10 protein-coding genes are annotated in these 13,794 nt (G+C 58.8%); 4 read left to right on the plus strand and 6 right to left on the minus strand.

Annotated features, from left to right (window positions below; all coding sequences use genetic code 11):
* Window positions 1-440: hypothetical protein (locus GM79_RS07490; protein ID WP_035561659.1), on the plus strand; the 440-nt coding region annotated here is incomplete at its 5' end.
* 1,251 nt (window positions 441-1,691) lie between these two features.
* Here GM79_RS07490 and GM79_RS07495 read toward each other — a convergent pair.
* Window positions 1,692-2,618 carry a hydrogen peroxide-inducible genes activator gene (locus tag GM79_RS07495; RefSeq protein WP_035561661.1) on the minus strand — a complete coding sequence of 309 codons (927 nt, stop codon included), beginning with the start codon at window positions 2,616-2,618 and terminating at the stop codon, window positions 1,692-1,694.
* Between the two features lie 296 nt (window positions 2,619-2,914).
* Here GM79_RS07495 and katG point away from each other — a divergent pair, with 296 nt between their 5' ends.
* Window positions 2,915-5,173, plus strand: coding sequence for a catalase/peroxidase HPI (katG, locus tag GM79_RS07500; protein ID WP_035561664.1), 2,259 nt, complete (start codon window positions 2,915-2,917; stop codon window positions 5,171-5,173).
* Window positions 5,174-5,302: 129 nt separating this feature from the next.
* Here the strand turns inward: katG and GM79_RS24730 are convergent, their stop codons facing one another.
* Window positions 5,303-5,791 carry a hypothetical protein gene (locus tag GM79_RS24730; protein ID WP_152559891.1) on the minus strand — a complete coding sequence of 163 codons (489 nt, stop codon included), beginning with the start codon at window positions 5,789-5,791 and terminating at the stop codon, window positions 5,303-5,305.
* 303 nt (window positions 5,792-6,094) lie between these two features.
* Here GM79_RS24730 and GM79_RS07505 point away from each other — a divergent pair, with 303 nt between their 5' ends.
* Window positions 6,095-7,243, plus strand: coding sequence for an XdhC family protein (locus GM79_RS07505; protein WP_035561666.1), 1,149 nt, complete (start codon window positions 6,095-6,097; stop codon window positions 7,241-7,243).
* 45 nt (window positions 7,244-7,288) lie between these two features.
* A complete protein-coding gene (gene purU / locus GM79_RS07510; protein ID WP_035561668.1) occupies window positions 7,289-8,122 on the plus strand; it encodes a formyltetrahydrofolate deformylase in 834 nt (277 codons plus the stop codon).
* A gap of 202 nt (window positions 8,123-8,324) precedes the next feature.
* Here purU and preA read toward each other — a convergent pair whose 3' ends face one another.
* From preA to hydA, 4 genes are all read right to left on the minus strand, one after another.
* On the minus strand, window positions 8,325-9,713 hold the full coding sequence (gene preA, locus GM79_RS07515; RefSeq protein WP_072008566.1) for an NAD-dependent dihydropyrimidine dehydrogenase subunit PreA: 1,389 nt from the start codon (window positions 9,711-9,713) through the stop codon (window positions 8,325-8,327).
* Between the two features lie 149 nt (window positions 9,714-9,862).
* A complete protein-coding gene (locus GM79_RS07520) occupies window positions 9,863-11,188 on the minus strand; it encodes an FAD-dependent oxidoreductase (protein ID WP_035561670.1) in 1,326 nt (441 codons plus the stop codon).
* Between the two features lie 154 nt (window positions 11,189-11,342).
* Window positions 11,343-12,209: a nitrilase-related carbon-nitrogen hydrolase gene (locus GM79_RS07525; protein WP_235183967.1), complete on the minus strand. Its 867-nt coding sequence runs from the start codon at window positions 12,207-12,209 to the stop codon at window positions 11,343-11,345.
* 179 nt (window positions 12,210-12,388) lie between these two features.
* Window positions 12,389-13,762 carry a dihydropyrimidinase gene (gene hydA, locus GM79_RS07530; RefSeq protein ID WP_035561672.1) on the minus strand — a complete coding sequence of 458 codons (1,374 nt, stop codon included), beginning with the start codon at window positions 13,760-13,762 and terminating at the stop codon, window positions 12,389-12,391.
* Window positions 13,763-13,794 lie beyond the last annotated feature (32 nt).

A 13,794-nucleotide genomic window follows, 5' to 3' on the forward strand; every position in this document is an offset into this window, starting at 1 on the left:
CCCCCTTTTTTACGATGAACGTTCCAATCTTCGATTTCTCCGCCATGACTACCCGCGCCGCCTGCGACAAGGCCCTCGCACCCACCCGCCGCATCCAGAGCCGCCTCCAGAAAGACGAGGTGGTGCTCGGCTACAACGAGGACGAGGGCGAAATTCGCGCCGGCATTGCTCAGCAGCAGTTTGCCCGCGCCGACCGCAGCCTGCAAAGCGTGAACGCCGAGCTGGCTGGCCTGTCCGTAGGCACCTCCTCCGAGCGCGACAAGCTCGAAGCCGAACAGGCCACCCTCGTGGCCCGCAAAAAAAACCTGGCCCTGCAAGGCGCCTCTGGCGACCAAAGCTCCCTCCAGGACCTGGCCGAATCCCGCAACGCCGCCGACCTGGAAATGGTGACCGGCTACATCACCCAGCTCGAAGCCTACCGCCTCACCCGGCCCGCGTAGCCGGTGCTTGTCTACCACGCCACCGGCAAGCGCGTGCGCAACATGCCGATTACGATTGACAGAATGCTGTAATAACTCCGGCGGCCAGTGCCGCTGACATGACATGGAAACGCCCCGCAACGGATTGGTTGCGGGGCGTTTTTGGGTTTATGCTGAATTACAAATCCGGTGTTTGATTTGATAAATCTCGCAGGTGTTGAATATCCAGTAAGTCTTTGGGCCTGGCGCTTAAAGTAATTGGAGTAGCTGGGATTACACCAGATACCCACATCTGGCCGGTCGGCCGGTACGCCCGCCATCGTAATGGAATAGACTTGCTCCTAAATACAGAAAAGTGTAAAATCGACAGTCATGCTGAGCTTGCCGAAGCATCTCTACCGCTTCGTTGAGTCGATTGGTTTAGTTGCGCGGTAGAGATGCTTCGGCAAGCGGACGTCAGATGAAGCATGACTCGCTTTTTTGATTTCTGCTTATTCGGGAACAAGTCTAATGCCTAAAATAGCCATAATAAGCCACCGCTGTACCGCCGACTACGATGTAGTCAACTTGGCGATTGTTTAACGCCCGACTAACATGGATTATGCTTTCAATAAGCTTATTGCTTGCGAGCATTTCCCTGCTGGTGTTGAGTCCGAAGCTTATTTAGGATAACAGCCAGCTGTTGGGATTCTGCATTTAGCTTTTCCTTGTCAGCAACGGGATTCACCGAACTATTCGCTGCCTTTTTCAGCATGTTGAAACTAGCGTATTTTGTGAGCTTAGCCATAGTAGTGTAGGCGAATGCTATTGTTGAGCGAAAGAGTGTGCTAAGCTAGCCTCAACCAAATTTAGAGTTTTCTACTCAAACAGGACTTACGCACTCAGTAGCTGGCGCGCGTCTCTGACGCGTGGCTTGCTGGCTTGGCGTTTCCAAACGCCGCCGTTTGCCCCGTCTGGTCTCGTTGGCCGCGCGCGTCAGAGACGCGAAACCAGTGGGCAACGCGTCGGAGACGCGCGCCAGCAACTGAGTGCGTAAGTCCTATCAAATAGATAACGAAGCTGTTTAGAAAGTCAGTCTGCCGATGTAGAGACGCATATTTGCATCTCGTCGTTGAACAATAAACGCGGTTTTCGTTCAATAACGAGACGCAAATATGCGTCTCGTCGCCGTTCCGGGGACTTTCTAAACAGCTCCACCGCTTGATACGCGGCGGTCAGTAGCGCAAAGTTTGGACGAAGGCACTGCATGGCCGCATCCTTTATATTTCCCCCCTACCGCCACCGCACCTTCTCCCCAGCCTTGCCCGCCCGCAACCGGTCAGGCACGCTGGCCAGAATCAGTTCGCGCAACGCGGTGAGCAACGTCGTTCGCACGAAGCTGTGGTGCACCACCAGGCTCACCTCGCGCACCGGGGCCGGGGCCACGAAGCGCTTGAGGAACGGGTTGCGGTCGACTTCGTCCAACACGGCCAGCTCGGGTACCAGCGTGTAGCCGTGGTGGTGGCGCACCAGCTCCTTCAGCGTTTCGATGGAACCGCTTTCGTAGGCAATGGGGCCGGTGGAGGTAGTGCGGCCGCACAGGTTCAGGACTTGGTTGCGGAAGCAGTGGCCCTCCTGCATCAGCCACAGGCCGGGGCTGGCAAGGTCGGCCGGGGATACAGTGGCCTGGGTGGCCAGCGGGTGGCTTTCGGAGGCCAGCAGCAGGAAAGGCTCATCCAGCAGCGGCAGCTCTTGTAGTTGCCGGTCATCGAGTGGGGTCACCAGCAGGCCCACGTCGAGGCGGTAGTCTTTGAGCTGCGTCATGATTTCTTCCGAGCGCAGCTCCTCGATATGCACGCGCAGGTTGGGGTAGGCCGTGGTGAGACGCACCAGGAAGCGCGGCACCAGGTACGGGGCCAGCGTGGAGATGACGCCCAGGCGCAGCTCGCCCACCACTTCGCCCTGGGCCACCTGCACCAGCTCGCGCAGCTGCTGGGCCTCGCGCAGCACGCGCCGGGCTTGGGCAATAACCTGGACCCCGATGGCCGTGGGCTCCACCTTCCGCTGGGTGCGGTCGAAAAGTAATACCCCCAGTTCCTCCTCCAGTTTTTGCACCTGCACGCTGAGGGCGGGCTGGCTGACGAAGCTTTTTTCGGCGGCCAGCCCGAACTGGCGGTGCGTATCCAGGGCCACGAGGTAGCTGAGCTGTTGGAGATTCATGGTAGATGGGCGAGGCCCTGCTATAGGCTTTGGTTATAAAGTTATAAATAAAATCGATTTTGGTTATGCTTTTGTGCGAATTAGCTTTGTACAAAGCGGCTGTTCGGACGTTCACCTCACCCCCTAGCCCCCTCTCCAAAAAAGAGGGGGAACTAGTTTCTAGCACTAGAAAGCAAGAACTGGTTTTGTAAACAAAGACTAGTCCCCCCTCTTTTTTGGAGAGGGGGCTAGGGGGTGAGGTTGACGGCCGGGCAGCAACCATGGTAATATAAACAAGACCCAAAACCACTTCCCACATGAGCGCCAACCTGCACGACCTCCCCGCCGATAACTCCATCCTCCACGACCTGAACGCGGACGCGGCCCAGTGCCCGTTTCTCAATGGCTCGATGACGCAGACGGCCGGTGGCGGCCGCACCAACCGCGAGTGGTGGCCCAATATGCTCAAGTTGAGCATTCTGCGCCAGCATTCCACCCTTGTCAACCCCATGGACAAGGGCTTTAACTACGCCGAAGAATTCCTAAAGCTGGACCTGAAGGCGGTGAAGCAGGACCTGTTCGAGCTGATGACCAACTCGCAGGACTGGTGGCCGGCCGACTACGGCCACTACGGCCCCTTCTTCATCCGGATGGCCTGGCACAGCGCCGGCACCTACCGCATTGCCGACGGCCGGGGCGGTGCCGGCTCGGGCGTGCAGCGCTTCGCACCCCTCAACAGCTGGCCCGACAACGCCAACCTCGACAAGGCCCGCCTGCTGCTGTGGCCCATCAAGCAGAAATACGGCAAGCAGCTGTCCTGGGCCGACCTGCTGGTACTGGCCGGCAACTGCGCCCTGGAATCAATGAATTTCAAAACCTTCGGCTTTGCCGGCGGCCGTGAGGACGTGTGGGAGCCGCAGGAAGACGTGTACTGGGGCCCCGAAACCGAGTGGCTCGGCGACGAGCGCTACGTGGGCGACCGGGAGCTGGAAAACCCCCTTGGAGCCGTGCAGATGGGCCTCATCTACGTAAACCCCGAAGGCCCTAACGGCGAGCCCGACGCCGTGCGCTCGGCCCGCGACATCCGCGAAACCTTTGGCCGCATGGCCATGAACGACGAGGAAACCGTGGCCCTGATTGCCGGCGGCCACACCTTCGGCAAAACCCACGGCGCTGCCGCCCCCTCCGAATACGTGGGCCGCGAGCCCGCCGGGGCCAACCTCGAAGAAATGAGCCAGGGCTGGCGCAACAGCTACGGCAAAGGCCACTCCGAGCACACCATTACCAGCGGCCTCGAAGGTGCCTGGACCAGCACGCCCGCCGAGTGGGGCAACGGCTACTTCGACAACCTGTTCGGCTACGAGTGGGAGCTGACCAAGAGCCCCGCCGGCGCGCACCAATGGCGCCCCGTGAACGGCGGCGGCGCGGGCACCATCCCCGATGCCCACGACCCGGCCGTGACCCACGCGCCCTTCATGCTCACCACGGACATCGCCCTGCGCGTCGACCCGCTGTATGAGGTGATTTCGCGCCGCTTCCACGAGAATCCCGACCAGTTTGCCGATGCCTTCGCCCGCGCCTGGTTCAAGCTCACGCACCGCGACATGGGCCCCAAGGAGCGCTACCTCGGCCCCGAGGTGCCCACCGAGGAGCTGCTCTGGCAAGACCCGATTTCGGCCATCACCTACCAGGTAATTGACGACCAGGACGTGGCCGCGCTGAAGGGCCAGATTGCCGCCGCCGGCCTCACGGTGGCGCAGCTGGTATCCACCGGCTGGGCTTCGGCCGTGACCTACCGCGGCTCCGACAAGCGTGGCGGTACCGACGGTGGCCGCCTGCGCCTAGCCCCGCAGCGCTACTGGGAAGTGAACAACCCCGCCCAGCTTTCCACCGTGCTGAACAAGCTCGGCGGTATTCAGCAGGATTTCAACAGCGCCCAGACCGGTGGCAAACAGGTTTCGATGGCTGACCTCATCGTGCTGGCCGGCGTGGTCGGCATCGAGCAGGCCGCCAAAAACGGTGGCCACGACGTGACGGTGCCCTTCACCCCCGGCCGCGCCGATGCCACCCAGGAGCAGACCGACGTGCAGTCGTTCACGGCCCTGGAGCCGGCCGCCGATGGCTTCCGCAACTACCTGAAGACGCACCACCGCGCCGCCGCCGAGGAGCTGCTGATTGACCGTGCCCACCTGCTCAACCTGACCGCCCCCGAGCTGACGGTGCTGTTCGGTGGCCTCCGCGCCATCAACATCAACTTCGACGGCTCAGACCACGGCGTATTCACCACCAAGCCGGGTGCGCTCACCAACGACTACTTCCTGAACCTGCTCGACATGGGCACCACCTGGGCCGACACCTCGGAAGCGCAAAGCACCTTCCAGGGCCGCGACCGCAAAACCGGCCAGGTAAAGTGGACCGGCACCCGCGTCGACCTAATTTTCGGCTCGAACTCCGAGCTGCGCGCCCTGGCCGAAGTCTACGCCTGCTCCGATTCGCAGGACAAGTTCGTGACGGACTTCGTAGCCGTGTGGGCCAAGGTGATGAACCTAGGCCGCTTCGACCTGGCTACGGCGTAATACTGCCTACCCGCGCTGCCGCCCCGTGAGGGGTGCCAGTAGCTAGCGCCCCAAAAGCAACGCCCCGTAACGAATTCGTTGCGGGGCGTTTTTGGTTTTGTGACGGTTTTTACTTGTGGAGCAATTCTATTAAAAAGGCTGACCAATATTCTTCCTAAATAGCAAACAGAATGCTTCTCCGGCTTGACCGTATAATTTTTCATAGCCATTTAGGCTGTTCAGAAAATCATTGAGTCGGCTATTTTTGAGTGTTGTTGTCGCTTGTAAATCAGAAACTTTAAAAGGAAATTGATTATTATCCTGATTTGGAGTGTGTAGGAACAATGCATCACTTGAACTGTCGAAATCAAGCAGAACGGCATATAGCTGAAAGCTTTGGTCTAGGTTTTTAGTCCTATCAATAAATAATTCGAAATGCCGAAATAATTTATCCAAGTGCGGCTTTCTTTTTTTGAAACTATTATCGCCATAGCCATACCAATCAAAGTGGTGATGCCAGTTTTTTCGCCAGGTTTCGACATTATCTAAATCAAGCCAAGTCACTTTTTCGAAGTCATTTGCAGTTAGAAGACTTTTATAATACCGCTTAAGCCCTCTGCGTTTTTTAAATCTACTCATCTCATTATTTTGTTTGTTCTCAAATAACTGACCTTACGCAGCCCAGGCGCCAACCTCACCCCCTAACCCCCTCTCCTCAGGAGAAGGGGAACTAGTTTTTAATCTTATTTTCTAGAAACCAGAATTCTAGAGCTAATTCTAATTACCCCCTCTCCCAGGGCTTCGCGCACAAAGCGAACCGGGGGTTAGGGGGTGGTGAGGTTGGCGCCTGGGCTGCGTAAGGTAAAACTAATAAGTACGCCAGCAGATTCCATATAACCCAGCCCCGCTCCCAGGCGTATTTCCTTCCGCCCCCCCCCTTTCATGACCGAACTCCAACGCCTGCTCCTCGCCTACGACCAGCACCGCGCCAACGCCCGGCCCTGCGCCCTGGCCACAGTGGTGGAAGTGCTGGGCTCGGCCTACCGCCGGCCCGGCGCCCGCATGCTCGTCACGGACGACGGCCAGCTCACCGGGGCCATCAGCGGCGGTTGCCTGGAGGGCGATGCCCGGCAGCGCGCCCGCCAGGCCATTTTCCGGGGCGAGCCGGCGCTGGTTACCTACGACACCCGCGACGAGGACGACCCGCGCCACGGCCTGGGCCCCGGCTGCCAGGGCGTGGTGCGCATCCTGCTGGAGCCGCTGGATTTCGCCGCCCCCGACAACCCCATGGAGTTGCTGCGCGGTTTTGCCACGCACCCCGAGGCGGCCGTGCTGGCCACGGTGTTTGAAACCGATGCGTCTGGCCTGAAGGCCGCAGTGGGGCAGCGCGTACTGCTGGCGGCCGACGGCGCGCTGCGGGGCACGCCCCTGCTGGCTGCCCCACTCGCCGAAGCGGCCCGCGCCACCTTGGAGCAAGGCAAATCGCAGATTCTGGACGTGGAAACTGACGCTGGCCCGGTGCGGGCGCTGCTCGAAATTCTTACGCCCCCGCTGCGGTTGGTGGTGTACGGCGCGGGCAACGACGCGCAGCCGTTGGTGCACCTGGCGGCCTCGCTCGGCTGGCACGTTTCGGTGATGGATGGCCGGCCCAACCTGGCCACGCCCGCTCGCTTTCCAGAGGCGGCCAAAGTTCGCATCGTGCCCGTGCGTGAGCTGGAAACTGCCGCCCCGGATGCGGGCGCGTACCACGTGCTGCTCAGCCACAACTACGCCTACGACCTTGCCGCGCTGCAAACGCTGCTGCCTTCTTCCGCGCCCTACATTGGCCTGTTGGGCCCGCGGGTGAAGGCCGCCCGGCTGCTGGCCGAGCCGGAATTGCAGCTCACCGCCGCCGAAATAAACGAGGTTGCCCTAACCCGCCTGCACAGTCCCATCGGCCTGGGCCTGGGTGGCGAAACGCCCGAGGAAATAGCGCTGGCCATCGTGGCCGAGATTCAGGCGGTGAAGAACGGCCGGCAGCCCCGCCACCTGCGCGACACGACGGCGGCAATTCACGCTGATTCACCGCCGACTGCTCACGTCACGCTCTAAGCCTACTTTTACGGCTTATCCAATGCTTCGCGGCGTCTTTTTGATATGGCCCATTTAGTTCTGATTAATTGCCCCGACCAACCGGGCCTGGTTTATAAGGTTACGGGTGTGATGTTCCGGCACGGGCTCGACATCGTGCGCAACGGCGAATTTGTGGACCATCTGGCCAACCGGTTTTTCATGCGCAGCGAGGTAATCGGCGAGTTCGACGCGGCAGCCATGCTGGAAGAGCTTCGGCAGGCGTTGCCGCCCACGGCCAGCATTCGCATCACCGATAACCAGCCGAAAAACATCGTGCTCATGGCCACCAAGGAGCACCACTGCCTGAGCGAGCTGCTGGTACGCCACGAATTCGGGGAGTTGAATGCCCGCGTGCTGGGCGTAATCAGCAACCACGAGGTATTGGGCGACCTCACCTCCAAGTTCAACCTGCCCTTCCACTACCTGCCCCATGCTGGCCGCCCCCGCGAACAGCACGAGGCCGAAGTGCTGGCGGTGCTGGCGCAATACAAGCCCGATTTTGTGGTCCTGGCCAAGTACATGCGCATTTTATCACCGGAATTTGTGGGGCACTACACCAACCGGCTCGTGAATATCCACCACTCTTTTTTGCCGGCTTTCGTGGGGGCCAGCCCCTACGCCCAGGCTTTTGAGCGGGGCGTTAAGTTTATCGGGGCCAGCGCCCATTTCGTGAACGAACAGCTCGACCAGGGCCCCATCATTTTCCAAAGCGTGATGCCCATCGACCACACCCAAAGTGCCGCCGAAATGGCCCAGGCCGGCCGCGACGTGGAGAAAATAACCCTCGCCCGCTCCCTCAAGCTGGTTTTTGACGAGCAGGTATTTGTGAACGGCAACAAGACCGTGGTTTTCGACTAAAGCACTCAGTCGCTGGCGCGCGTCTCCGACGCGTTGCCCACTGGTTGCGCGTCTCTGACGCGCAGGGGCCAACGAGACCAGACGGGGCGAACGGCGGCGTTTGGAAACGCCAAGCCAGGGAGTCACGCGTCAGAGACGTGCGCCAGCGCCTAATCCTGTCTTACCTACCGAACATAGCGAGGCGTAACGCTCCTTTTGGCGGCTATACCTCGGCCGGCGCTTCCGTTTCGCCGGAATAAATCCGGGCTTTGCCGGGTAAGGTTTTGTGGCGCTCTTTGCCCAGGGCGGCGCTGGGTTCGGGCACCCAGTGGTACCGGCCACCGGCGCGCTCGTCGTTGAACTCGGTGGGCGCGGTGCCGGCGGCCACCCGTTCCTTCCAGGTGAGGTGTTCGGTGCCGGAGTCGGTGCGGTCCATGGTGATGCACTCCTCCACGGGGCAGACCAGCGAGCAGAGGTTGCAGCCCACGCAGTTTTCCTCGATGATTTCCGGAACGCGGGTGTTGGCGTTCAGCTTGATGGCCTGGTGGGCACCGTCTTCGCAGGCGGTGTAGCAGAGCTGGCAGCCAATGCACTTTTCGGCGTGGATGTTGGCCGTCACCTTATATTTCATATTGAGCTGCTCCCAGGGCAGCACGTTGGGCAGAGCCTTGCCCACGAAGTCATAAATGGTGTTGAAGCCTTTATCTACCATGTACTGCTCCAGGCCCGACGTCATTTCGCGGATGATGCCGAAGCCGTAGTGCATGGCCGCCGTGCACACCTGCACGCTGCTGGCACCCAGCAGGATATGCTCCACGGCATCGCGCCAGTTCTCAATGCCGCCGATGCCCGAAATAGGGAGGTTGACGTCGGGGTGCTGGGCGCAGTTCTTCACCATGTTCAGGGCAATGGGCTTCACGGCCGGGCCGCAGTAGCCGCCGTTGGTACCCTTGCCGTCCACGATAGGGTACGGGGCAAATTGGTCAATGTCAACGCCCACAATGCTCTGGATGGTATTGATGAGCGAGATGGCGTCGGCCCCGCCGCGTCGCGCCGCCAGCGCGGGCTCGGTAATGTCGGAGATATTGGGCGTGAGCTTCACGATGACCGGCTTGGTGGCCACTTCCATCACCCACTCCACTATCATCTGCAAAATCTTGGGCTCCTGCCCCACCGCCGAGCCCATGCCGCGCTCGCACATGCCATGCGGGCAGCCAAAATTTAGCTCGAAGCCGTCGGCGCCCGCGTCCTGGCTCTGCCGCACGATATCGTGCCACTCCTGCCGGCTCTGCACCATGAGCGAAGCGATGACGGCGTGGTTGGGGAAGCGCTTTTTCACTTCCTCAATTTCGCGGAGGTTGTCGGCCAGCGGGCGGTCTGAAATGAGCTCAATGTTGTTGAACCCGACCAAGCGCTTGTCGCGGTAGTTCACGCCGCCGTAGCGGCTCGACACGTTGACCACCGGCACGCCCAGCGTTTTCCATACCGCGCCGCCCCAGCCGGCATCAAACGCCTTCATGATTTGGTAGCCGGAATTGGTGGGCGGGGCCGAAGCCAGCCAGAACGGGTTCGGCGATTTAATACCGGCGAAATTGATGGAGAGGTCGGGCATGTACTTAGGGTTCTACTAGAACGTCATGCTGAGCGCAGCTGAAGCATCTCTACCGCAATAGCAGTATCAACCGAATGGGTTTACTATTGCGGTAGAGATGCTTCGACAAGCTCAGCATGACGTCCTTCTTTGTTGGTATTTGATAAAAACTACTTGCTCAGGTAGGCGTGAATGCCGCGGGCCGAGAGCTTGGCCTCGGCCGCCGCGTTCACTACTTCGGCGCCGCCGTTCCAGGCATCACCGGAAGCGAAGTATTTGGGGTTAGCAGTTTGGCCGGTGTGGGCATTGGCTATGATGCGGCCCTTGCCGTCCACTTGCAGGCCGTGAATCAGGCTCAGGAATTCGGTTTGTTTGGCCTGGCCGGTGGCTTTTATCACCATGTCGCAGGGCTCTATAAATTCAGAATTGGCTATTTCAGAAACTTTGCCATCAATGGTTTCGGTGCGAATAAACCGTACGCCCGCCACGTAGTCATCGCCCACAATTTCCAGCGGCGCTACGTTGAACAAGCCACTCACGCCCACGCCTTTGGCTAGGTCGTACTCAAACTCGTAGGCGCCCATTTCGTCCTTGCCGCGCCGATATGCCAACATTACCCGTTCCGCGCCCAGCCGCGCTGATTCTGAAGCCGCATCCATGGCCGTATTGCCGCCGCCCAGCACAATTACCTTGCGGCCCACGGCTATTCTGTGGTGCTGCTGGCGCAGTTCGGCAATGAACTCAACCGCACCGGTGCAATTGATTTTGTCCTCGCCCGGCAAGCCCAGTGCATTCGTTTTGCCCAGACCAATACCCAAAAAAATAGCGTCGTATTTACTTTCCAATTCCACTAATTCTTCCCGGGAATTAATGGGCGAATTGAAATGGGTATTGTAGCCGAACTGGGCTTGCAAATAGTCCATTTCGGCCAGCGTTTCTTCGTTCGTAATTTTGTAGGGTGCCACCCCATAAACCGTGAGGCCCGAGGGTTGTGCCTTGGCCTCAAACACGTCCACTACGTACCCCAAAGCGCGTAGCTCGCAGGCAGCCGAAATACCGGCGGGGCCGGCCCCAATCACGGCCACACTTTTCCCGTTGGGCGCGCCGGGACCGAACAGCTTTTTCCCGCTCGCAATCACCTTGGTAGTAGCGTAGCTCTGCAACCGGCCAATCTCAATCGGTTTCACATCCTGCAGGTTATACACGCAGGCGCCTTCGCACAACACCTCCGTGGGACACACTTTGCCGCAGGCATTACCGAAGTAATTGGCCTCGTAAATAGTACGTGCCGCACCGGTCTCGTTGCCCGAATTTATCTGCCGGATAAACTGCGGAATATCAATTCCGGACGGACACGCCTTAATGCAAGGCGCATCGAAGCAAAACAGGCAGCGCGAGCTTTCGTACAGCGCCTCCGTTCGGTTCATGAGCGGCTTGAGCTGCGCGAAATTCTGCGCGAATTCCTGTTCGGTGGTTGGTGTAGAAAATTCGGCCATGAACGGGCGAGATTATGCAAAGAGAATAAAAAACAAGAATGTCATGCTGAGCGCAGACGAAGCATCTCGCGTGCCACCACTAATCTTTAACGATTGGATTACTACCACAAGCGAGATGCTTCGGCTACGCTCAGCATGACGTTCTAATAAACTGCTACAATTCCACCAGTTTTTCGTAGGTCTCCGGGCGACGGTCGCGGAAGAACTGCCAGGTATTGCGCACTTCCTCAATCATATCGAGGTCGAAATCAGCAATCAGCAATTCGTCTTTGTATTCATCGGCCTGCGCGATGATTTGGCCGCGCGGGTCCACGAAGTACGAGGTGCCGTAGAAGCGGCCCAGGTTCCAGGGTTTTTCCTCGCCTACGCGGTTAATGCAGCCCATGAAATAGCCATTAGCCGCCGCGTGGGCGGGCTGCTCCAGCTTCCAGAGATACTGCGAGAGGCCGGCCACGGTGGCGGAGGGGTTGTACACGATTTCGGCCCCGTTGAGGCCCAGCACGCGGGCGCCATCGGGAAAGTGGCGGTCGTAGCAGATGTACACGCCCACTTTAGCGTACTTGGTCTGGAATACGGGGTAGCCCAAGTTGCCGGGCTTGAAGAAGAACTTCTCCCAGAAGCCGGTGGTGTGGGGAATGTGGTTTTTGCGGTATTTGCCGAGGTAGGTGCCGTCGGCATCAATCACGGCGGCCGTGTTGTAGAGGAAGCCGGCAGCCTCGCGCTCGTACACCGGCACAATCATTACCATGTTGTATTTCTTGGCGTACTCGGCCATACGGTCGGTGGTAGGGCCCGGCACGGCTTCGGCCGAGGCGTACCAGTTTTTATCCTGGCCGGGGCAGAAATACGGGGTATTGAAGATTTCCTGCAGGCAGAGGATTTGCACGCCCTGGCGGCCGGCCTCCTCAATCAGCGGAATGTGCTTGGCTTCCATCGCAGCCTTTATTTCTTCAATGGTGCCTTCGCCTTCGGTCATCGGCAAGCTCATCTGGATGAGGCCGGATTTAATCATTCGTGGCATTGGGAGGAGGGTTAAATTTTGAGGATTGACTGTTGAATTAGCACGTACAAACCCGAACGTCATGCTGAGCGCAGCCGAAGCATCTCTACCGCTTCGTTGCAGTAGTAATTTCAACGAAGCGGTAGAGATGCTTCGACAAGCTCAGCATGACGTTCCTGCGAAAATGTGCTTTGTTCGTTCTAAATATTGGTTTTTCCGCGCTTGATAAATTGCCCGTAGCCTTTCGAAACCTTCGTTTCGCCAGCGGCTACGGCCACTTTGCCGCGTAGCAGCACGGTGTCAATCTTGCCGGTTACTTCCCAGCCTTCGTAGGCTGAATAGTCGCAATTCATGTGGTGCGTATCGGCTGAAATGGTGTGTTTCTTTTGGGGGTCAAATATCACCAAATCCGCATCGGCCCCAATACCGATGGTGCCTTTACGCGGAAACATGCCGAATATTTTGGCCGCGTTGGTGCTGGTCACTTCTACAAATTTATTCAGTGTGATTTTGCCTTTATTCACGCCTTCGGAAAAGAGTAATTCCATGCGGTGCTCAATGGCGGGGTGGCCGTTGGGAATCTTCGAAAAGTCGTCCTTGCCCATCAGCTTCTGCTCCCACATGAAGGGGCAGTGGTCGGTACCCACCACGTTCACCAGGCCTTGATTAATACCAGCCCACAATGTAGCCTGGTCCTTTTTCTCGCGCAGCGGCGGCGACATCACCACTTTGGCGCCGTTGGCTTCGTCCTCGTACAGCCGCGCATCAAGCACCAAATACTGAATGCAGGTTTCAACCAGCACGCGCTGATTGCGCTCAGTGGCGCGGCGCACCTGGTTGAGGGCGCCCTCGCAGGTGAGGTGCACGATATAGGCATTCACGCCGGTGTAGTTGGCAATGTCGGCAAATCGTCCCGAGGCCTCGGCTTCGGTCACTTCGGGCTGCGAGAGGTAGTGGTAGAGCGGCGTGAGCTTACCGGCCACGCGGTGCTGGGCAATGAGCGTGTCAATCATATCGCCGTTGGTGGCGTGAGCCGTGACGAGGCCGCCGTGCTTTTTTACCTCCTGCATGAGGCCCACCATTTGCGCGTCGTCAATCATGAGCGCCCCTTTGTAGGCCATGAACGTTTTGAAGGAGGTAATGCCTTCGGCAATCATGTCCTTTATTTCCTCCTTGGTGTCGGGGTTGAAATCCGTCACGGCCATGTGGAAGCTGTAGTCGCCCACGGCGTTACCGGTGGCGCGGCCACTCCACTCCTCAAAAGCCGAACGCAGCGAGTTGCCCTGCTTTTGCAGGATGAAGTCGATGACGGTGGTGGTGCCGCCGTGCAGCGCAGCGCGGGTGCCGGTTTCGTAAGTATCGGAGCTGAAGGTGCCCATAAAAGGCATCTCCAAATGCACGTGAGGGTCGATGCCGCCGGGCATCACCATCTTACCAGTGCAGTCGATAACCTCCGCGCCTTCAGCCGACAAATTGCGGCCGATGGACACGATGGTTTCGCCTTCAATCAGGATATCGCAGACGGCGTCCGAATCGGCGGTGACGACGCGGCCATTTTTGAGGAGAATGGACATTGGGAATTAATTAAAAATTATAAATTAAAAAT

The sequence above is a fragment of the Hymenobacter sp. IS2118 genome (genome assembly GCF_000715495.1).
In the GTDB taxonomy this organism is placed as follows: domain Bacteria; phylum Bacteroidota; class Bacteroidia; order Cytophagales; family Hymenobacteraceae; genus Hymenobacter.